Annotated in this window: 19 protein-coding genes; 12 read left to right on the forward strand and 7 right to left on the reverse strand. The window is 64.4% G+C overall.

The genetic code is table 11. The annotated features are described in order from the left end of the window. Positions 1-108: 108 nt before the first annotated feature. From ylqF to JY96_RS05985, 4 genes are all read left to right on the forward strand, one after another. Positions 109-1,077, forward strand: a complete 969-nt coding sequence (gene ylqF / locus JY96_RS05970; protein WP_035035795.1) for a ribosome biogenesis GTPase YlqF — start codon at positions 109-111, stop codon at positions 1,075-1,077. Between the two features lie 42 nt (positions 1,078-1,119). Then, positions 1,120-3,081 carry a UvrD-helicase domain-containing protein gene (locus JY96_RS05975; protein WP_035035798.1) on the forward strand — a complete coding sequence of 654 codons (1,962 nt, stop codon included), beginning with the start codon at positions 1,120-1,122 and terminating at the stop codon, positions 3,079-3,081. Between the two features lie 44 nt (positions 3,082-3,125). Further along, positions 3,126-4,445, forward strand: coding sequence for an NYN domain-containing protein (locus JY96_RS05980; RefSeq protein WP_035035800.1), 1,320 nt, complete (start codon positions 3,126-3,128; stop codon positions 4,443-4,445). Between the two features lie 164 nt (positions 4,446-4,609). Further along, positions 4,610-5,548 carry a triacylglycerol lipase gene (locus JY96_RS05985; protein ID WP_035035802.1) on the forward strand — a complete coding sequence of 313 codons (939 nt, stop codon included), beginning with the start codon at positions 4,610-4,612 and terminating at the stop codon, positions 5,546-5,548. 21 nt (positions 5,549-5,569) lie between these two features. Here the strand turns inward: JY96_RS05985 and JY96_RS05990 are convergent, their stop codons facing one another. Further along, positions 5,570-6,445: an AraC family transcriptional regulator gene (locus JY96_RS05990; protein WP_035035804.1), complete on the reverse strand. Its 876-nt coding sequence runs from the start codon at positions 6,443-6,445 to the stop codon at positions 5,570-5,572. A 174-nt stretch (positions 6,446-6,619) separates the two neighbouring features. On the opposite strand from JY96_RS05990, the gene JY96_RS05995 reads away from it, so the two are divergent. Both JY96_RS05995 and JY96_RS06000 read left to right on the forward strand, forming a co-directional pair. Next, a complete protein-coding gene (locus JY96_RS05995) occupies positions 6,620-7,174 on the forward strand; it encodes a carboxymuconolactone decarboxylase family protein (RefSeq protein WP_035035806.1) in 555 nt (184 codons plus the stop codon). A 97-nt stretch (positions 7,175-7,271) separates the two neighbouring features. Beyond that, positions 7,272-8,033, forward strand: coding sequence for a hypothetical protein (locus JY96_RS06000; protein ID WP_200883438.1), 762 nt, complete (start codon positions 7,272-7,274; stop codon positions 8,031-8,033). 29 nt (positions 8,034-8,062) lie between these two features. Here the strand turns inward: JY96_RS06000 and JY96_RS06005 are convergent, their stop codons facing one another. The 3 genes from JY96_RS06005 to JY96_RS06015 form a co-directional block, all read right to left on the reverse strand. Next, on the reverse strand, positions 8,063-8,437 hold the full coding sequence (locus tag JY96_RS06005) for a YbaN family protein (protein ID WP_052162190.1): 375 nt from the start codon (positions 8,435-8,437) through the stop codon (positions 8,063-8,065). Between the two features lie 34 nt (positions 8,438-8,471). Continuing rightward, on the reverse strand, positions 8,472-10,280 hold the full coding sequence (locus JY96_RS06010; RefSeq protein WP_035035808.1) for a glutamine--tRNA ligase/YqeY domain fusion protein: 1,809 nt from the start codon (positions 10,278-10,280) through the stop codon (positions 8,472-8,474). Between the two features lie 98 nt (positions 10,281-10,378). Then, positions 10,379-11,233 (reverse strand): SDR family oxidoreductase, encoded by an 855-nt coding sequence (locus JY96_RS06015; protein WP_052162191.1) that lies wholly within the window; start codon positions 11,231-11,233, stop codon positions 10,379-10,381. 299 nt (positions 11,234-11,532) lie between these two features. Here JY96_RS06015 and JY96_RS06020 point away from each other — a divergent pair, with 299 nt between their 5' ends. Both JY96_RS06020 and JY96_RS06025 read left to right on the forward strand, forming a co-directional pair. Next, a complete protein-coding gene (locus JY96_RS06020) occupies positions 11,533-12,468 on the forward strand; it encodes a triacylglycerol lipase (RefSeq protein ID WP_161784246.1) in 936 nt (311 codons plus the stop codon). Between the two features lie 185 nt (positions 12,469-12,653). Next, complete coding sequence (locus JY96_RS06025; RefSeq protein WP_161784247.1) at positions 12,654-13,544, forward strand: lipase secretion chaperone; 891 nt, start codon at positions 12,654-12,656, stop codon at positions 13,542-13,544. Positions 13,545-13,560: 16 nt separating this feature from the next. Here the strand turns inward: JY96_RS06025 and JY96_RS06030 are convergent, their stop codons facing one another. Next, the gene (locus JY96_RS06030; protein WP_161784248.1) at positions 13,561-14,637 is read right to left on the reverse strand and encodes an AraC family transcriptional regulator; all 1,077 of its coding nucleotides are present in this window, start codon (positions 14,635-14,637) and stop codon (positions 13,561-13,563) included. Between the two features lie 164 nt (positions 14,638-14,801). On the opposite strand from JY96_RS06030, the gene JY96_RS06035 reads away from it, so the two are divergent. From JY96_RS06035 to JY96_RS06045, 3 genes are all read left to right on the forward strand, one after another. Then, positions 14,802-16,181 (forward strand): alpha/beta hydrolase domain-containing protein, encoded by a 1,380-nt coding sequence (locus tag JY96_RS06035; protein ID WP_052162193.1) that lies wholly within the window; start codon positions 14,802-14,804, stop codon positions 16,179-16,181. Between the two features lie 93 nt (positions 16,182-16,274). Further along, positions 16,275-17,075, forward strand: coding sequence for a polyphosphate kinase 2 (gene ppk2, locus JY96_RS06040; protein ID WP_035035821.1), 801 nt, complete (start codon positions 16,275-16,277; stop codon positions 17,073-17,075). 204 nt (positions 17,076-17,279) lie between these two features. After that, positions 17,280-18,056, forward strand: coding sequence for a hypothetical protein (locus tag JY96_RS06045; RefSeq protein WP_052162194.1), 777 nt, complete (start codon positions 17,280-17,282; stop codon positions 18,054-18,056). Positions 18,057-18,062: 6 nt separating this feature from the next. Here JY96_RS06045 and JY96_RS06050 read toward each other — a convergent pair whose 3' ends face one another. Together JY96_RS06050 and JY96_RS06055 are read right to left on the reverse strand one after the other, a co-directional pair. Continuing rightward, positions 18,063-18,575, reverse strand: coding sequence for a DUF3717 domain-containing protein (locus tag JY96_RS06050; RefSeq protein WP_081961075.1), 513 nt, complete (start codon positions 18,573-18,575; stop codon positions 18,063-18,065). 20 nt (positions 18,576-18,595) lie between these two features. Further along, positions 18,596-19,933 (reverse strand): tryptophan--tRNA ligase, encoded by a 1,338-nt coding sequence (locus tag JY96_RS06055; RefSeq protein WP_035035823.1) that lies wholly within the window; start codon positions 19,931-19,933, stop codon positions 18,596-18,598. Positions 19,934-20,061: 128 nt separating this feature from the next. Here JY96_RS06055 and purN point away from each other — a divergent pair, with 128 nt between their 5' ends. Continuing rightward, a complete protein-coding gene (purN, locus tag JY96_RS06060; RefSeq protein WP_035041497.1) occupies positions 20,062-20,694 on the forward strand; it encodes a phosphoribosylglycinamide formyltransferase in 633 nt (210 codons plus the stop codon). Positions 20,695-20,742 lie beyond the last annotated feature (48 nt).

Below are 20,742 nucleotides of genomic sequence, written 5' to 3' on the forward strand. Positions count from 1 at the left end.
CGCCACGCCAGACACCACACCTGGCGCCTTTCCAACCCCTTTTCCAAGGACAATTGGCGCTGGCACCGCCGTGCCCCCATTTCGCACCAGAAAGAAGAGAACAAGCCGATGGCCATCCAATGGTTCCCCGGTCACATGAACGTGACCAAGAAAGCCATCATCGAACGCATGAAGGAGATCGACGTCGTCATCGAGATGCTCGATGCGCGGCTGCCTGGCTCCAGCGCCAACCCCATGCTGGCCGAGCTGACGGGCACGCGCAAGAAGCTCAAGGTCCTCAACAAGCAGGACGTGGCCGACCCCGAACGCACCACCGAATGGCTGGCCTGGTACAACGCGCAGGAAGGCACGCAGGCCATCGCGCTGGACGCCGGCGACACCGCCCCGGCCCAGCGCCTGATCAAGGCCTGCCGCGAACTCGCGCCCAACCGCCACGGCATGGACAAACCCTTGCGCGTGCTCATCTGCGGCATCCCCAATGTGGGCAAGTCCACCTTGATGAACACCCTGGTGGGCAAGAAGGCCGCCAAGACAGGTGACGAAGCCGGCATCACCAAGATCGAGCAACGCATCAACCTGGCCAGTGACTTCTACCTGTTCGACACGCCCGGCATGCTGTGGCCCAAGATCACGATCGAAAAAGGCGGCTACCACCTGGCGGCCAGCGGCGCCGTGGGCCGCAATGCTTATGACGAAGAAGAAGTGGCGCTGGAGTTGCTGACCAGCCTCAAGGGGCCCTACCCCCACCTGCTGGCGGCGCGCTACAAGCTGGACAAGGTCAACGAGATCCCCTCGCTGCACGACGAGGTGCTGCTGGCCGAGATCGGCCGCAAGCGCGGTGCCGTGATGACCGGCGGGCGCGTCAACCTGCAGAAGGCCGCCGAGATCGTGCTCAACGACTTCCGCAGCGCCATCCTGGGCCGCATCACGCTGGAAACGCCTGCCGAGTTCGAACAGTGGGCCGCGGTGGCCGCAGAGGCCGAAGCCGAGCGCCAGCGCAAGAAGGCCGAACGCAGCAAGAAAAAGGGCAGCGGGCGCCGCGCCGATGACGATGCCGCTGACGAACAGGCCGACTGAGCCGCTTCGCCAAGCCTTCAGCGCCCCACACCGCCAACACCCATGAGCGACGACCAACGTTTCACCCCCAAGGGCATCGTGCCCACGCCCGAGCAACTGGCCATCCAGCTGGGGCGGCACAAGCGCGTGATCGTTGAAGCCAATGCCGGCGCGGCCAAGACCACCACCCTGGCCCTGCGCCTGGCGCAAGCGCTGGCCCGTGGCGCCGACCCCGACCGCATCCTGGCCTTGACCTACACGGACGCCGCCGTGCTGGCCATGAAGAAGGCGCTGGAACGCATCGGCGTGGCCGCGGCGGTGCGCAACCGCCTCAAGATCCGCACGTTTGACGACTTCTGCCGCGCCCGCCTGCAGCACATCGAAGGCGGCAACGTGCACCACCACGACAAGCCCGAGCAGCTCAAGCCTTATGTGCTGCAAGCCATCGAGCGCGTCATGCTCAACCCCGACGAACGCCATTCGGACGAGTTCGCCGTGGAGGGCAATGGCGAGGTGATGGTCGAGAGCCTGCTCAACGCCTTTGCCCGCCTCAAAGGCACGCTGCAGTGGGCCATGGAGGCCGCCGACAAGGTGCTCACCCCCGCCCTGGCCGATGAGCTGGGGCACGACTACCTCACGCTGCGCGTCTTCTGGGCGTATGAAGCCATCCGCCGCGGCGGCCACCCGGATCACCCGGCCTTCCGCGCGCCGCATGACGCCACCTACGACCTGGCCTGCATGCTGCTGGGTGAAGATGCCTTTGTCGACCTGACGCCACCGCTGGCCCTGGGCCTGCATCTGGTGCTGGTCGATGAGATGCACGACACCAACCGCGCGATGTTCACGGTGCTGCGCCACCTGCTGGCCCAGAACCCGCAAACCGCCTTCGTGGGTGTGGGCGACCGCGACCAGGTGATCCATGCCGTGGCGGGCGCCGACGCCAGCTTCATGGCCGACACCTTCGAGCGCGAGATCGGCCCGGCCGAGCGCCTGCCGCTCACCGCCTCCTACCGCTTCGGCCCCACCCTCGCCGCGTCCGTCAGCCGGCTGTCCAACAAAGCGTACGAGTCCCTCAGCAGCATCCAGACCGATGTGAAGCTGATCACGCTGGAAGAGCCGAGGGAAGCCAACTGGCACATCATCGAGCTGATCCGCCAACGCACGGGGCTGGCGCCTCAGTCCACGTTGTCGGAGCTGGCCATCCTGCTGCGCCAGCCGCATCAGTCCGTGGCGCTGGAGAACCACCTGCTCGACAAGGGCGTGGACTACCGCACCAGCGGCTTCGACACCTACCTGATGCGCCCCGAGGTGCTGTTCGTGCGCGGCCTGATCGCCTGCGCGCAAGACAGCTTCGCCGGCATCGAGCAGATCGACACGCGCGTGCGCATCCTGCAGGCGATGCTGATGTTCGCGGGCTCGTTTGTGGAGAGCGATCAGGACAGCCCGGAAGACCGCCTCAAGGCCCAGCTTGACGCCATCAAGGAAGTGGCCCACGCACCTGATCTGGTCGGCGTCTTCCTCAACAACCAGATCCTGCGCAATGCCAGCGCCCAGGTGCGCCACCGCATCGAAGCGGCGATTGGCATCGCCAGCGTCAACACCACCGAGGTGCTGCTCGATCGCTTCGTGCAGGCCTTGTCACCCCAGACCCTGGCCGCGCGCGTGATGGTGCAGGCCAGTGACATCGAACAGGTCAGCGCCAACATCCAGGGCCTGATCGCCTCGGCGGCCACCTTCGACAATGTGGCATCCTTCTTCCGCGCCATGAACGAGCGCGAGATCCGCCAGCAAGGCATGCGCGGCAAGGATTGCGTGGTGTTGTCGAGCATCGAGGCCGCCAAGGGCCTGGAGTTCGACCACGTGATCATGCCGGGCCTCAACAAGGGCGAATTCGCCATCGGCGGCAATACCGCGGACAATCGCAACCTGCTTTATGTGGGCATGACGCGTGCCCGCCAGCGCCTCACCATCCTGTGCGAGCGCCGGCGCCCCAGTCAGTACCTCGTCGATGCCGGCCTGCTTTGACGCCGCATCACCCGAGCCACCCAACACAAGAAAGACAAGACAACATGGCCCTCCCACAAGACAACATCAGCATGGCGCTGTTCTGCGACTTCGAGAACGTCGCACTCGGCGTGCGCGACGCCAACTACGACAAGTTCGACATCAAGCGCGTGCTGGAGCGCCTGCTGCTCAAGGGCAGCATCGTCGTCAAGAAAGCCTATTGCGACTGGGAACGCTACAAGGGCTTCAAGGCCGCGATGCACGAGGCCAACTTCGAGCTGATCGAGATCCCGCATGTGCGCCAGTCCGGCAAGAACTCGGCCGACATCCGCCTGGTGGTTGATGCGCTGGACCTTTGCTACACCAAGTCGCACGTCAACACCTTCGTCATCATCTCGGGTGACTCGGACTTCTCGCCGCTGGTGTCCAAGCTGCGCGAGAACGCCAAGTACGTGATCGGTGTGGGCGTGAAGAACTCCACCTCCGACCTGCTGATCGCCAACTGCGACGAGTTCATCTTCTACGACGACCTGGTGCGCGAAAGCCAGCGCCAGGCTGCGCGACAAGGCAACCGCGACCAGCAGCCACGCCGCTCGCCCGAGGAAGACCGCCGCCGCCGCGAAGAGATGGACAAGCGCCGCACCAAGGCCATCGAGATGGCCGCGGAGACCTACGAAGCCCTGGTCACCGACCGCGACGAAGGCGGCCGCGTGTGGGCCTCGGTGCTCAAGGAAGCCATCAAGCGCCGCAACCCCGGCTTCAACGAGAACTACTACGGCTTCCGCACCTTCGGCAACCTGCTGGAAGAAGCGCAGCAGCGCGGCTTGCTGGAGTTTGGCCGTGACGAGAAGTCCGGCGCCTATGTGTCGCGAGGCAGCGGCCAGGCCACGCAGCGCGTCGAGCCTGTGACGGCGCCGGTGGTGGAAGAGGTGCTGGTGGCCGAGGTCATCGTGGAAGATGGCTCGGTGCCGGCTCACCATGTGGCGCCAACGGGTGAGGTGGAAGACGCCGTGGAGGTGCAACACCCCGCATCGGACGAGGCCACCAGCACGCGAGGCGAAAGGGGCCGAGGCCGCCAGCGCGACCGTCAGCCCGCAGCCAAGAAGAGCGGCCAACGTGGGCGTGGCGGCAGGCAGCGTGGTGAGGCTGAGGCACCGGCCAACACAGAAGCCGCCAGCACCACCGAAGCGGCACCCGTGGCCTCCAGCAAACAGCCCAAGGCCCCCAAGGAAGCGGCCGAGCCCGCGGCTCAAGCAGCCGCCACACCGGCACCGGCGCCAGCCCAGGCTGACGATGCGGCCACCACGGGCAAGCCTGCTGCCAAGAAGGCGGCAGCCCGCCCTCGCCGCCCGCGCAAGCCCGCTGCCAAGAAGAGCGCCGAATAAGCGCCCAGTAGGTCCCCATCCCCCTGTCCCAGGGCCTCCCCGTGGAAGCCCTGATGTTGCGGCGTGGTCCATTCACGCATATTGTTATGCAATATAACAATATTGCCGCCGCGCCCATTCGGGTGCGCCGGACTCGCACCATTCAACTTGAAAGGACCGGGACCATGACAAGCTTTTCCACCACCACCCTGCTCAAGCGGCTCATCCTGGGCGTCGCGCTGATCGGCTCGGCTGCACTGAGCAGCGGCTGCTACGCAGGCACCACCTCCACCACGGCCAAGACCCGCTACCCCATCGTGCTGGTGCACGGCATGGCGGGCTTCGATTCGATCCTGGGCATCGACTACTTCTACCAGGTGCCTGCAGAGCTGCGCCGCAATGGCGCCACCGTCTATGTGGCCTCGGTGTCCTCGTTCAATGACAACGACGTGCGCGGTGAACAGCTGCTCAAGCAGATGAAGGAATGGGCCGCCGCCTCGGGCTACACGCGCTTCAACCTGATGGCCCACAGCCAGGGTGGCCCCACTGCCCGCTATGTACACGGAGTGGCGCCCGAGATGGTGGCCAGCATCACCTCGATCGGCTCGCCGCATGACCTGAGCGCCATGCAAGGCAGCAACGCCCTGGGTGACCTGTTGACCAACTACAGCAAGGTCGTGGCGGCCTTTGGCAGCGTGATCGGCTGGGCGTCGGGCAACTCGAAGCTGCCGCAAGACCCCGTGGCCCTGCAGGCCTGGGCCGCCAACACCGCCGCCTTCAATGCCCGCTTCCCGGCCGGCAAACCCACGACCTATTGCGGTGAAGGCGCAGAGAAAGTCGGCAACACCTTGTTCTATTCGATCGCCGGCAACCAGCCCAAGACCAATGGCTGGGACATCTCGGATGCGGTGTTGGCGAAGGCCGCCGCCAGCACACCCGGCGTGGCCACCGATGGCCTGGTGCCGGTTTGCGCGGCGCACTGGGGCAAGGTCTTGCGCGACGACTACCCCTGGAACCACCTGGACGAAATCAACCAGGTATTGGGCCTGATCGGCAAGGAGGCACCAGACCCCGTGGCCTTCTATGTGCAACAGGCCGCGCGCTTGAAGCTCAAGGGCCTGTGAGGTCGGCACTCGGGGCCCAGCTCAGGCCGGATCGAACTGCTTGCGCCAGGCCCGGGGCGAGGTGCCCACGCGCTGTGTGAACACGCGCGACAAGGCCGAGGCATTGGCGTAGCCCAGCTCGTCGGCCACCTGTTTGAGCGAGCGGCCTGACCGCAACTGGGCTTGCGCCAGGCTCAGGCGCCACTGGATCAGGTAGTCAGCCGGTGTCTCGCCCACCGCCTGCTTGAACAGGGCGGCAAAGGCACTGCGCGACATGCCGGCGCACGCGGCCATGCTCGGCAGGCTCCAGAGCTCGCCCGGCCGTTCCTGCATGGCCACCAGCACCCTGGCCAGGCGCGGGTCCGACAGGCCGTTGAGCAAACCGGCCTGCACCCCACCCTCTTCAGGATGGCTCAACAGCCAGCGCAGCACCTGCAGCAGCAAGACCTCGAACAGGCGATCGGCCACCAGGCGCTGGCCACAACGCACATGCTCGGCCTCGCCAAAAAGCAGCGACAGGGTCTGCGACACATCGTCGACACGAGACAGCGGCAACACGATCAGCGACGGGAGCGAGCGCACCAGCGGGTGCATGTCACCGCCATCAAAGGCCAGGGTGGCGCAGGTGAAGTCGGCGCCTTCGGTGGGCGCGTTGTGGAAGTCATGCGCCAGGGGCCTCGGGTAGAACAACAGGCTGGGCTCGGTCACCGCCAGCTTGCGGGCCACGCCGCCTCGGGCCTTGTGCGTCACCGTCATGGTGCCGCGCCGCATCACGTGCAGAAAGCCGAGGCCGGGCTGTGCGGCAAAGTGCGTCACACCACACAGCGGCCCGTTGTGGAACATGTGGGCCCGCACGCTGAAGCGCTCCAGCAGGGAGGACAGTCGGTCCAGCTCATTGCTCGCGCTTGCTTCACTCATGGACGTTCATTTCTGGATGCCCTCACCTGGACGATATGGTTGATTTCATGGATTAAATGCATCCATCAGTGCAACCACAAACCAGAAACTGGCCTTGTGCACAGCGATGTGCCTTTCGCCCACCACCGACGCATCACCGCATCAACGGGCCTTCAACCAAGGAAAGACCAGACCATGAACCACCCAGCTCGACTCCCGCTTCTGACGGCTGAACAAGCACCCGCCGCCAGCCAGCCCCTGCTGCAACAGATCCAGCAGGCTTTCGGTGCCACCCCCAATATGTTCAAGGCCGTGGCCAACTCGCCCGCCGCCTTGCAGGCCATGTGGGGCTTCTTCGGCGCGCTGGGCAAAGGCTCGATCGACACCCAACTGGGCGAGCAGATCGCCGTGGCCGTGGCCGACCGCAATGCCTGCGAATATTGCCTGGCCGCGCACACCGCGCTGGGCCGCAAGGCCGGTGTGTCTGCTGAAGCCATGCGCGCCGCGCAGCAGGGCGAATCGGGCAACCCACGCACCGCTGCGGCCTTGCGCTTCGCCATCAAGCTCGTACACGATCGCGGCCAGGTCACGACTCAAGACGTGCAGGCACTGCATGATGCAGGCTTTCACGACGAGCACATCGCCGAGATCCTGGCGCATGTGGCGCTCAACCTGTTCACCAACTACGTGAACGTGGCATTGGCGGTGCCGGTGGACTTCCCGGCTGTGCCATTGAGTCGCCAGGCTTGAGCCGCAAGGTTTGAGCCGCAAGGCCTGATCGGCACCCTTCCCCCTTTGCCAAACAGGCATCATGGAGGGCCAACAAACAAAGGGGGAGCACGCTCAAATGAACACATGGTTCGCACTGGCCCTGGCGCTGAGCAGCGTCACGGCCATGTTGTTCTGGCAACGCCAACGGGTGCAGCGCCGGGAAGCACACATCCGCCACTTCAACTTCCCCAAGGGTGTTTTCAGCAAGGTGATCGCCAGGCACCCCCAACTGACGCAAAGAGACATGGAGCTGGTCAGCCAGGGCCTGCGCCAGTTCTTCCTGGCCTACCACCACAGCCGCTACCAGTACGTGTCCATGCCCTCACAGGTGGCCGATGACCTCTGGCACGAGTTCATTCTGTACACACGCCATTACGAAGCCTTTTGCCGCCAGGCCTTCGGGCGCTTTCTGCACCACACGCCGGCCGTCGTGCTGCGGCAGGCCCGCTTGAGCAACGAGGGCTTACGGCGCACCTGGCACCATGCCTGCCGGGAAGAGCACATCAACCCGCGCAAGCCTTCACGCCTGCCTCTGCTGTTCGCGTTGGACCGCAAGTTCGGCATCGCCCACGGCTTCATGTATGTGGCGGACTGCAGCGGCGTCCAACGCGAAGACCTGACGCGAGATGGCGGCGCGACCTACTGCGGCGGGGACTTCTCGGACGCCAGCGTGGACGGCGGCACCAGCGGCCTGGACGATGGCGGCAACCACGATGGGCACGACAACAGCCATGGCCACGGGCACGGCGGCGGTCACGACAGTGGTGGTGACGGATCGGGAGATGGCGGCGGCGGGGACAGCGGCAGCAGTTGTGGCGGAGGCTGTGGCGGCGACTAGCGCTGCACGCGGGCACAAGGGCAAACCGCCTAACGCCTCGTCGGGATGCGCCAGACCACAATCAGCCCGATCAAGGCCAGGCTCAGGATCAGCACCTGCAAACCAGGCCGGCCCGCCAGGCGCCAGGCCGACAAGCCCACCATGACGCTCATCATCCCGCTGGCCAGCCATTTCACTTTCAAGGGCAGCGCATGGTGCGCCTCCCAGTCCCGCACCATGGGGCCCAGCCATCGGTTGGACAACAACCAAGCATGCCAGCGCGGCAAGCCCTTGGCAAAGCAGGCGGCCGCCAGCAACACAAAAGGCGTGGTGGGCAGGCCCGGCAGGATGGCACCCAGCACAGCCAGGCCCAGCGACACCCAACCCGCGAAGATCAGGGCGTAGCGCAGAAGCCGGGCTTGCATGCGGGCAAGGCGGTAGACGGGCCTCGGGGCGCGCTTACTTCGCCCAGTTGCCGTCCTTCATGCCCGTGATCTTGTTGAAAACGGGCTTGCCGGGTGCATGGTCCTTGCGGTCGGCCACAAAGTAGCCGTGGCGCTCGAACTGGAACTTCTGATCGGCATGTGCCTGCGCCAGCGAAGGCTCGACGTAAGCCGTGACCACCTTCTTGCTCTCCGGGTTCAGGCTGGCCAGGAAGTCCTTGCCGCCGGCATCGGGCTGGGCGTCGGTGAACAGGCGGTCATACAGGCGCACCTCGGCGGCCACGCCATCGGCCACGCCCACCCAGGTGATGGCGGCCTTGACCTTGACGCTGTCTGCGCCGGGTGTACCGCTCTTGGTGTCGGGCACCACCGTGGCCAGCACCTCGGTGACCTGGCCATCCGCATCCTTGACGCAGCCGGTGCACTCGATCACGTAGCCACCCTTGAGGCGTACCTTGTTGCCAGGGAACAAGCGCTTGTAGCCCTTGGGCGGCACTTCTTCGAAGTCCTCGCGCTCGATCCACACTTCCTTGCCGATGGTGAACTGGCGCACGGGGGACTCGGTGCCTTCCGGCGGGTGGGGCAGCGCAGGCAGCGAGCAAGGCTCCAGATGGCCATTACCCATCACCTCGTCCCAATTGGTGAGCACCAGCTTGACAGGGTCGAGCACGGCCATGCCGCGGTGGGCCTTGTGCTCCAGGTCGTCGCGCAGGGCGATGTCCAGCGTGCTGTAGTCGATCCAGCTGTCGGCCTTGCTCACGCCGATGCGCTCGCAGAACAGCTGGATGGCTTCGGGCGTGTAGCCGCGACGGCGCAGGCCCACGATGGTGGGCATGCGGGGGTCGTCCCAGCCCTCGACATGCTTCTCGTCCACCAAAGCTTTCAGCTTGCGCTTGGAGGTGATCACGTACGTGAGGTTCAGGCGCGCGAATTCGTACTGGCGCGGTGTCGGCTGCTTGAGCAAGCCGCCTTCGGCCAGGCGGTCCACCAGCCAGTCGTAGAAGGGGCGCTGGTCCTCGAACTCCAGCGTGCAGATGGAGTGGGTGATCTGCTCCAGCGCGTCTTCGATGGGGTGCGCGAAGGTGTACATCGGGTAGATGCACCACTTGTCGCCCGTGTTGTGGTGGGTCGCGCGGCGGATGCGGTAGATGGCCGGGTCGCGCATGTTGATGTTGGGCGCGGCCATGTCGATCTTGGCGCGCAGCACCATGCTGCCGTCCGGGTGCTTCCCGTCACGCATCTCGCGGAAGCGCGCGAGGTTTTCTTGCGGCGTGCGGCTGCGGAAGGGGCTGTCCTTGCCGGGGGTGGAGAAGTCGCCGCGGTTGGCACGCATCTCTTCAGGCGTCTGCTCGTCCACATAGGCCAGGCCGGCTTCGATCAGGTACTCGGCGGCGCGGTACATGTGGTCGAAGTAGTTGCTGGCGTAGTACAGGTGGCTCTCGGCCTGGCCATTGAAATTCGAGTCCCAGCCAAAGCCCAGCCACTTGACGGCGTCCAGGATGGCGTCGACGTATTCCTGCTCTTCCTTCTCGGGGTTGGTGTCGTCAAAGCGCATGTGGCAGACGCCACCATAGTCGCGCGCCAGGCCGAAGTTCAGGCAGATACTCTTGGCGTGGCCCACGTGCAGGTAGCCATTGGGCTCCGGCGGGAAACGGGTGCGAATCTTGGCCGGGTCAGGCTGCCCCTGCTCGTGGTGGGCGGCGTCGCCCGGCGAGCCGCCCCAGCGGCGGCTGGCGTAGGTGCCCTGCTCCAGGTCGCGGTCAATGATGCCGCGCAGGAAATTGCTGGGTTTCGAAGGGGTGTTGTCGTCTGTAGGCGCGTTCATGCTCCGATTCTATCGAGTCCGCTTCGCCCCGAGGCCTCACCGCCGATTTGTCCGCCAATTCAATGGCAGGCACAACCATCCCGGCAAGCCCTCCAAGCTCATCGCTCGCGCTCATAACGCCAGAGGTAACCATTGGCCTTGCAGGCGTCCAGCGTGGCCAGGCTGGCCAGCAGGCGCGAGACACGCTTGACCATGTAGAGCGGCTTGACAGTCGGGCCGACCAGGACCAGATCCTCGCCCCGCTGCACGGCGCGCACGATGCGCCTGGCAACCAAGGCCGGTGGTGCGCCATGTTTCTCGTAGTAGGCCGCGATCTTGTCGAGTTGCGCCCCCGGAACAATGTCTGCAACAGCCTGCCGGTTGCGCACGATGGGGGTGTTGATCACGCCAGGGCACACCACGGACAAGCCGATGTTCGTCCCCCTCAACTCCATGGCCAGCGCATCGTGCAGCCCCATCACGGCGTGTTTGGAGGCGCTGTAAGCGCTGAGGTTGGGGGCCGGATGCAGCCCCGCTGCAGAGGCCACATTGACGATGTGTGCCGGCAGCCCCTCTTTCAGCATGCCGGGCATGAAGGCCCGACACACGTGCACCATGCCCATCAGGTTCACATCCAGGACACGCCGCCAGGCCTCCAGCGGTGTGTGCAAAAAGGGCCCGAGAAAGCCAATGCCAGCGTTGTTCACGACCACGGCTGGCGCGCCGCATTGACGCATGAACTCGTCGGCCACACCCTGCACGCTGTGAGGATGGGACACATCCAGCAAAGCAGCACGACAAGCCACCCCCATGCCGGCGATCTCCCGGCGAGCATGCTCCAGCGCATCAGCCTGAACATCGCTCAAGAAAACGTTGGCGCCGGCATGCGCAAAAGCCTTCGCGGTTTCCAGACCGATGCCGGAGGCGCCACCCGTGACGAAGACCCATCGTGAGCGCAAGTAAGGAATGGACATGATTGGCTGGAGCTGTAGGTCAAAGCCCGCGATTGTGCGGACGGCGCCCCCCTCCGCATGAGATTCAAAGACGCCATGGTTCCTATCATTTTTGACCACCCCCATGCCTGGCAGAAATTGATAACCAAACTGTCTTTTTGGGTGCTCACGTGGGAAGCGTCTGGCCTCCCAGACTTCGGACAGCAAGTTGCACCAGCAGCCCGGCATTGATGCCCCAGGCCGCCTGGGCGGCTTTGCATTCGCTTCATCAAGCTCGTCCGCGTCCACGACGCACAACCTCCCCACACCAGGAGACAAACATGTCTTTCAAACAAAAATCGAAGATGGCCCTCATCGCAGCCGCTGCGGCCATGTCCGTCACAGGCGCTCACGCTGCCGCCCCGAAGAACCCGGTCGTATTGGTTCACGGCTTCACCGGCTTTGACACCGTATTGGGTCTGGATTACTGGTATGGCATCACCAAGGCGCTGGAAAAGGACGGCGTCAAAGTGCTGGTCGCGCAGGTCAATCCGTCGCAGACCTCCGAATACCGCGGTGAAGAGCTGGTCAAGCAACTGGAAGCCTGGAAGATCGCCAACAAGGTCACCAAATTCAACCTGGTTGGCCACAGCCAGGGTGGCCCGACCGTTCGTTATGCCGCCAGCGTTCGCCCTGACCTGGTATCCAGCGCCACCACCGTGGGCGGCGTGAACCTGGGTTCGACGCTTGCTGACAAGATGGTCAATGACAAGACCATCGCTCAAGGCAACTGGCTGGACACGTTCGGCACCTCCTTGCTCAAGCTGCTGGGTCTGGCATCCAGCTATGACGGCAATGCAGACAAGATCAGCGCATCGACAGCCGCCATCGACATGACCTACGCCTCGGCCGTGGCCTTCAACAAGAAGTACCCTGAAGGTGCACCCGCCGTGGAGGGCACACCCGGCACGAATGAAAATGGCAGCAATGGGGTGAAGTATTTCTCCATCGCGGGTGATGCCAACGGCACGACCAACAGCCTCGACGTGATCGACTTGCTGCTCGTCAGCACAACGGCCAAAACGGTATTCAAGGATGTCGTGGCGGACGGCGTGGTGCAAACGTCCTCGCAATACTGGGGCAAGCACATCAAGACCTACCCCTGGAACCACTTCGACGAGGTCAACCAATCCCTGGGGCTGATTGGCAAGGACGCCCCTTCGCCCAAGGACGTTTACCGTTCGCTTGCACAGATGCTGGCAAGCAAGGGCCTGTGACCCTGGCCTGAACGTATCGAGGGGTCGCGTTCGAGCCCCCTCGGTCTCACTGTGATCGTTGGCCCAGGCCGGCGATCACAGCCTGCATTTCTGCCTTGCCTCCCTCTATGTTGCTCAAGATTAACCACGATCACAGAAGGCGCTGGATCACCGCAGGCGTGGTGATACTGGCAGGTGGCCTTGCCGTGTCTGCGCGCTGGTATGCGTCAGGCACCACCGCCACTCAACCAGCCAGGCAGACCACAGCCTGGGCCTGGTTGCAGCCTGACGCCGGCACCACCGCATCAGAGGTGGTTGCTGATACCCCATCACCGAGACCAGCCGGTGTGCGATCTCCAGACACCTTGCGTGCCGTGCTGTACCAAGGCTCATTCTCCGGAACCCAGGCTTTCGGAAGCTGGTGTGCAAGCACCGCCTCGACGCTGACGCCGTGCCTGGGCTTGCGCGAACGCTTCGAGTACTACATCAACGGCCTGGGAGAAATTTCTGTTGCCGAGGTGCGTGCGCTCATCGAAGACGAAGCCCGCAAGGCAAACGGCGCGCAACTGGCCCAGCAGATCATGGCGATCTATGACAAGTACTGGGATGTGCGCAATCACACCTACCGGCACAACGTCGACATGGCCGACATCTCCAGCTGGATGCCCGCCTTGCAAGAGGCTCAGCAGTATCGCAAGCAGATCCTGGGCGAAGACTGGGCCAAGGCGTTTTATGCGGAGGACGACCAGGAGTTCGTTGCCACCTATCAACGTGCATCAACAGGCAGCCCACCGCCTCCGTCCAGCAGCGATCCCGTGCCACTGCCCAGCACGAACAAGGATGCGCAAGCCATCCGATCGGAACGCATGGCGCGCTATGGCGCAGAGGTGACTGCACAGCTGGAGGCGCTGGATGCACAGCAAGGTCAGTTCGATCAGCAGGTGGCCCTCGCCCGTGCAGAGTGGAGCCGGCTGCAGGCACAACCCAATCTGAGCGAACTCGATCGGGACGCACAGCTCCATCAGTTCATTTCAACGCACTTCGATGCGCACAACCGCAAGCGGGCCACCGCGCTGGCCAGGCTGCCTGCGCCTTGACCAGAGGCCCGAGGTGTCAATCGCCGCTTGAGACGAGCTGAAAACGTTGCCGATACGCGCTGGGCGTCTCACCCGTCCAGCGCTTGAAGGCCCGCGTGAAGTTCGCCGGGTTCAGGTATCCCAGCCGCAGGGCGATATCGTCGATGCGCATGGAGGAAGAACGCAGGAGGTTCAGTGCCTCCAGGCGACGGCGTTCGTTGACCACATCCCGAAAGTTCACGCCCTGGCGCTCCAGTCTCCTGGCCAGGGTGCGCGGCGACAGGTTCATGCGCTCGGCCACCTGGGGAAGACTGGGAAAGCCATCATCGGACAGGTGCAAGGCGTCCGCCACAGCAGCAGAGAAGGACTCGCTGCTCAAGTGCACCTTGGCCAGCTCCTGCTCGCACTGCGCGCGAGCCTGCCTGGCTGCAAGCGGCTGTGCCATCGTCAGGCGCGTGGCCAGCAGCTGATGCGGGATGAAGAGCTGATTGGCTTTGCATTCAAAGCTGGTGCGCGGCAGGCACTTCTCGTATCGCACAAAGGCAGCAGGCCTGGGCCAGGTCAGACTGATGTGCGCGTGTTGCAGATGCCCCTCCTGAACCCGATGCCCGCCCAGGTGCTGCGCGCAATTGAGCCAGGCTGCAATGGTGCTCTCGACTGCGAACTGATGGGCGAACCCCAGTGGCATCTTTTCCGTGAAAGTCAGGACCACGCCGTCATCGCGCCAGTCTGGCGAGATGGCCATGAAGCGTGACCCCAATGGCGAAAAGCGGACGCCCACCTCCAATGCCTCGTGAAGCGTGTCGGCACAGATCAGGGCCAGGCCAAGGAAGCCAAACAAGGTGGGCGGCACATGCATGCCCAGTTCAATGCCAAAGCACGGGTCGCCGGTCATGCGCAACGCATGGTAGATCAGCGCGGCATAGTCAGGCGCCGCCAGCAGGGCTTCCGGGTCGTCCAGCGCATCCATGCGAAGACCTGCCATCTGCAGCAAAGCGGCCTGCTCAACGCCACGCTCCACCGCCAGCTTGCACAGCAAGGCAGCAACAGGCATGGGTACGGGCGGCGCCAGATGCGCGCCTGGTACTTCGTTGAGAAACACGTGCGTGGCCATGGCAAAAAAGGATAGGCACATTGTCTGAAGCAAGGCTGACACCTTCAATAAGGGATCACCAGAATCGTGCTGTCCGCTCCTCAGGGGCCAGCCAACATGGCAAGTGAGCGGCAACCCACAGCACATCCAACACCATGACAACTCACGGAAGACACCTCCTGCAAATGACCGCAACAGCCGTGCTGGCCTGCATCAGCATCACCTGTCTGGCCGCGGTACCTCAGGCTGCCGTCACCGCCGGGCCCGATACCCCCGGCTACGGCGACCGCGCCGACGTGGACAACCTGGCTCAGTTCGGCTTCACCGAGCGCGAGTACGCGATCTCGGGTCTGGCACGCAAGTTCAAAGGCGTCGGCACCTTGGGCAGCGACGGCAAGTGGGCGGCCTCCGTGGTTTCCAGCAACACCCCTTACAACACGATGATGATCGTGCGCCGGCCAACGGACCCGGCCCGCTTCAATGGCGTCGTGATCGTCGAGTGGCTCAATGTCAGCACGGGCTACCCCCTCGATGTGGACTGGGGCATGGCGCACGAGGCCATCCTGCGCGAGGGCTATGCCTATGTCGGCGTCAACGTCCAGAAAGTGGGGGTCCAGGGTGTCCAGAAGCTCACGGCCTACGGGAGCCGCTACGCGGCTGGCAGCATCCCCGATGACGACATCTCGTACGACATCCTGTCGCAGACGGCCCAGGCCCTGCGTGACCAGAGCCATCTGATACTGGGTGGCCTCAAGCCTCAGAAGCTGATCGCCACAGGCCATTCGCAATCGGCCATGCGCCTGATCACCTATGCCAATGCCATTCAGCCGCTGGACAAGGTGTTTGATGGGCTGTTCATACATGGCCGCACCAGCTCTGGGGCCAAGCTGGCGTCCAGCGACAGCATGCCGCTCAACACGGCGATCCGAAGCGACACCAATGTGCCTGTCTTCCTGCTGCAGTCGGAAATGGATGTGGCATTGCAACCGGGCACATCCAGGCAGGTTGACACCGACCTCATCCGGCACTGGGAGGTGGCCGGCTCCGCCCACGCCGACCAGTACCTGCTCGACAGCATTGGCAAGGTCAGCACGCGCGAGGTAGGCTGGACGCCGCCCGAATGTGGCAGCCCCTATAACGCCATGCCGTTCTACGAGGTGGAGATCGCGGCGTTCGATCACCTCAAGAACTGGATGACCACGGGCATCGCCCCCCCGACCGCACCACGCCTGCAACGCGACTGGTTGGGCGGCATCAAGAAGGACGCCAATGGCAATGCCATCGGGGGCCTGCGCCTGCCGGAAATCGACGTGCCCATCGCCAGGTACGGTCACGTCAACTTCACAACCGGCTCATTGGCCTTTCTGGATCTGTTTGCCTGCGTGGCGGGCGGCAATACCAACTACTTCACGGCCAGCAAGCTCCAGTCGCTCTACCCGACACACGAGGACTACGTCAACAAATACAAGGCTGCAGCAGACGCCGCGCTGGCCAAGGGCTATATCCGGCCGGTGGAGCATGCCAACTCGCTCAAACGCGCGCAAGCGGCCGCCGTACCACAGTAGCCCGCCGTTCCGGATCGACGTGGTTGCGGGGGCTGGCTCCTGCGCGCGCTTGGGTATAAGGTGGCAGACATCTCAGCCCGACAACGCGAGCCCATGGCCAACAACCACAAACACGACGACCGTTTGAGCAAGAAGGACTACGAAGAGCGCCTGGAGCCCCTGCAACTGGAACTCAACCAGATGGCCCGCTGGCTGCAGCACACCGGCAAGCGGATGCTGATCCTGTTCGAAGGCCGTGACACGGCGGGCAAGACCGGCGTGATCAACGCCATCTCGGAGTGCCTGAACCCGCGCCAGTACCAGATCGTGGCGCTGCCCAAGCCGTCCGAGGAGGAAAGCACCCGGTGGTACTTCCAGCGCTATGTGCCCCACCTGCCTGCGGGCGGCAACGTTTCGCTGTTCGACCGCAGCTGGTACAACCGCGCCGGTGTGGAAAAAGTCATGGGCTACTGCAACGACGAGCAGTACCAGCGTTTCCTCAAGCAGGCGCCCGTGTTCGAGAAGCTGCTGGTCGATGACGGCATCCTGCTGTTCAAGTACTGGCTGACGGTGGACCAGGCCGAGCAGGAACGCCGCTTCGCCGAACGCCGCGATGACCCGTTCAAGCGCTGGAAGCTGTCACCCATCGACCTGATGGCCCGCCAGAAGTACGAGGAATACGGCAAGGCCCGCGACGCGATGTTGGAGGCCACCCACACCAAGCACGCCCCCTGGACGCTGGTGGATTTCAACGACCAGCGCCTGGGCCGCCTGACCCTGATCCGCCACCTGCTGGACCAGTTGCCGGACTACGCGGTGCCCGACCAGTGGATCGACTTCGCGCCTCTGAACGGCAAGCTGGCGAAGGAAAGCTTCAAGGGGCCGCTCAAGCCGATACCGCCGGCCTTGAGTTGAATCAACGGCGGGGCGCAAGGCCCCCAAAACTTGATTTCAAACAAACGTTCAATTCTGTTTACTAGGGAAATAACACCGTTTCAAACACCCCTCATTCAGGGGTATTCGTTAAATAACAGGGTTGACCCTCTCGGGCGGGCTGCTGGCCAACTTCAACAATCGGCCCCACAGCAGTCGCAACACAACACCAGAAAGCAGTCGCCCATGCTCACCACCCGCTACCAGAAGGTCAACACCCTGAGTGTCGTGGACATTGCCCGCATGCACGCCCTGTTCGAAGAAAACTACGCGTTCAGCCCGCTGTCGACCTTCATCAATGACCTGGAAAAGAAGGACGGCGCCTTCATCGTGCGCAAGAAGTCCACCCAGGAGATCGTGGGTTTTTCAACGCTGGGCATCTACACCTTCAAGCTGGGCGGCAAGAAGGCCAAGGGCCTGTTCAGCGGCGACACCATCATCGACCGCAACTACTGGGGTTCGCGCTCGTTGCAGAACGCGTTCGCGCTCAAGCTGTTCTGGGAGGCGCTCAAATCCCCCCTGACGCCGCAGTACTGGTTGCTGATCTCCAAGGGTTACAAGACCTATCTGCTGCTGGCGCGCAACTTCCCTGATTTCTACCCCCAGCGTGGCAACGCCCAGCCCGAACTCAAGGACCTGGTCACCGAATACTGCGAGGCCATGTTCCCCGGCAAGCTCGACCACGACAGCATGCTGCTGGACTTCGGCGACAACGCCAATTGCCTGAAGGATCACGTGGCGGCCATCACGCCCGAGATGCGTGCCGCCGACCCGGACATCGCCTTCTTCGAGCAGCGCAACCCGAGCTGGCAGCGCGGCACCGAGCTGCCCTGCATTGCCCTGGCCGACCTCAAGACTTTCCTGACCTTCGTGTGGCCCTTCCTGTGGAAGACGCTGCTGGGCAAGAAGGCCGCACCGCAGGCCGGCACAGCTCAGGCCGAGGCGCAGGCCCGCCGGGCCTGATCGGGGTCAGGCGGCGCTCTGGCCGCCTTGGTCGGCTTTGTCGCCCGGCCCCTTGTCAGCCTGGCTGCTCGGGCCCTCCCCCGCATTGGCGGCTGCTTCAGGCGCCTGGCTGACGCCTTCACGGGCGCGCTCGGCATAACGGTTGAAACGCCAGGCGGTGTTCTCCAGCGTGATGCGGCGCCAGGTGGCGCGTTTTTCAGCGGGGCTCATCTCGGGCCACAGCTGCACTTCATCAAAGGTGCGGCCGCAGCCCTTGCACAGGTCATCACCCTGGCTGGTCGAGCAGATCGCGATGCAAGGCGTGTCGGGTGTGGTGCCGTACCAGGCCAGCCAGGCTTGCCGCGCGGCTTTCGGCATGGTGGCCTCGTCGCACTCGTTCTCGCGGTAATAGACCATGAGCGCGTAGACCTCGGCGAGCTTTTGCACCTCGGCGCACAGGCTGATGCCATCGGGCGATGGCCGCTGCTCGCGCCACCAGTTGATGGCCGATTCGATGTCGGTGATGTGGATGCCCGCCATGCCGCTCTTTGGCTCGTTGCTCAAGCCTTGGCCGGCTTGGCCGCAGCCTGCTCGGCCTCATGCGCTTGCAGCGCCGCCAAGGCGGCTTCGACCGCGTCATGCGTCACGCCTTCAGCCAGGCTCACGGGCGCATCGCCCAGCACCGCGGCACCTTCGGTCTTGAAGCGCTTGACCCAGGCGCCCGCCTCACGGCCTTCGGCAAAGGCCTGGCTTTGCAGCAGCAAGACGCCGTCCGCAGCGGTGAGCTTGAAGTAGAACTGGCCGTCGGCCTCGCGGTATTGCTTGAACACCGGCAGCTCGGACTTGCTGGCCTGCGCCTTGGCCACCTTGGCCTGGGGCACGGCCAGCATCGGGCGCAGGCCCACGGCATGGCGCAGCTCGGCCAGGAAGGGCGTGGCCGCCGCACGCGCCTTGGCAGCCCCCGCCTGCAGGATGTCCTCGATGTGCTCGGGGTGGGCCATCAGATCGGCATAACGCTCGCGCATCGGGCCCACATGGGCTTCGATCAGCTGCACCACGCGCTGCTTGGCGTCGCCCCAGCCCAGGCCGGCACGCAGGTCGGCGTGGAAGGCCTCGCGCGTGGCCGCATCGGCAAAGGCATCGTGGATGGTGACCAGGTGGGCGCTGTCCGGGTCCTTGGGCTCGCCGGGCAACTTCGAATCCGTCACGATGCGCGCGATCGCGTCCTTCAAGGCCTTGGCACCGCCGCCGAACAAGGGCACGGTATTGTCATAGCTCTTGCTCATCTTGCGGCCATCCAGGCCGGGCAAGGTGGCCACGCTCTCTTCGATCTCGGCTTGGGGCAGCACGAACAGCTCGCGGCCCTTGCCAAAGGTGTGGTTGAAGCGCTGGGCCACATCACGCGCCATCTCGATGTGCTGGACCTGGTCGCGGCCCACCGGCACACGGTGCGCGTTGAACAGCAGGATGTCAGCGGCCATCAGGATGGGGTAGCAGTACAGGCCCATGGTGATGTTGGCGTCCGGCTCTTCGCCCGCCGCTTCGTTGACATCGACAGAGGCCTTGTAGGCGTGCGCCCGGTTCATCTGGCCCTTGGCGGTCACACAGGTCAGCAGCCAGTTCAGCTCCGTCGTCTCGGGGATGTCGCTCTGGCGGTAGAAGGTCACGCGCTCGGTGTCCAGGCCGGCGGCCAGCCAGGTGGCGGCGATTTCCAGGCGTGAACGCTCGATGCGATCCGGGTCGTCGCACTTGATGAGCGCGTGGTAGTCAGCCAGGAAGAAAAAGCTCTCGACCCCGGCCTCGCGGCTGGCGGCAATGGCGGGGCGGATGGCGCCCACGTAATTGCCCAGGTGGGGGGTGCCGGTGGTGGTGATACCGGTGAGAACGCGTACGGTCATGGCTGGCTCGGGTGGAGATCGGACGGGAAAACAGACGGGGAAAGTGCCGAATTGTAGGTGCAGGCCCCTTTTTCCGGGGCCCGGCAGGGGCACTGCCCGGGGTGGGCCCCGATTACACTCTGGGCCGCATGAAAAACATCGTCATCCTGATCTCCGGGCGCGGCTCCAACATGGAAGCCATCGTGGACGCCTGTGCCAGCGAGCAATGGCCCGCCCGCATCGCGGCCGTGGTCAGCAACAAGGCTTCGGCTGGCGGCCTGCAGTTCGCCGCCTCACGTGGCATCCCCACCGCGGTGGTGGACCACAAGGCTTTTGATACCCGCGAGGCGTTTGACGCCGAACTGGCCCGCGTGATCGACGGCTACCAGCCCGACCTGGTGGTGCTGGCCGGCTTCATGCGCATCCTGACCGAAGGCTTTGTGCGCCATTTCGAGGGGCGCATGCTCAACATCCACCCCTCCCTGCTGCCGGCCTTCCCCGGCCTGCACACGCACCAGCGCGCCATCGAGGCCGGCTGCAAGCTGGCCGGTGCCACGGTGCACTTCGTGACGCCCGATCTGGACCACGGCCCCATCGTCGCCCAGGCCGCCGTGCCGGTGCTGGCCGATGACACCGAAGCCAGTCTGTCTGCACGCGTGCTCAAGCAGGAACACGTGATGTACCCGCGTGCCGTGCGCTGGTTCGTGGAAGGCGCGCTGACGCTGGCACAAGGCCGCGTCACGCACCAACAGGGCGCCTCGCAGCTGCTGATCGGCGATTGAGCCCGAGCCTCGCGCGCAGCCTCCTCTCATCCCTTGCACTCCTGATAC

It is taken from the genome of Aquabacterium sp. NJ1, from assembly GCF_000768065.1.
Taxonomy (GTDB): domain Bacteria; phylum Pseudomonadota; class Gammaproteobacteria; order Burkholderiales; family Burkholderiaceae_C; genus Aquabacterium.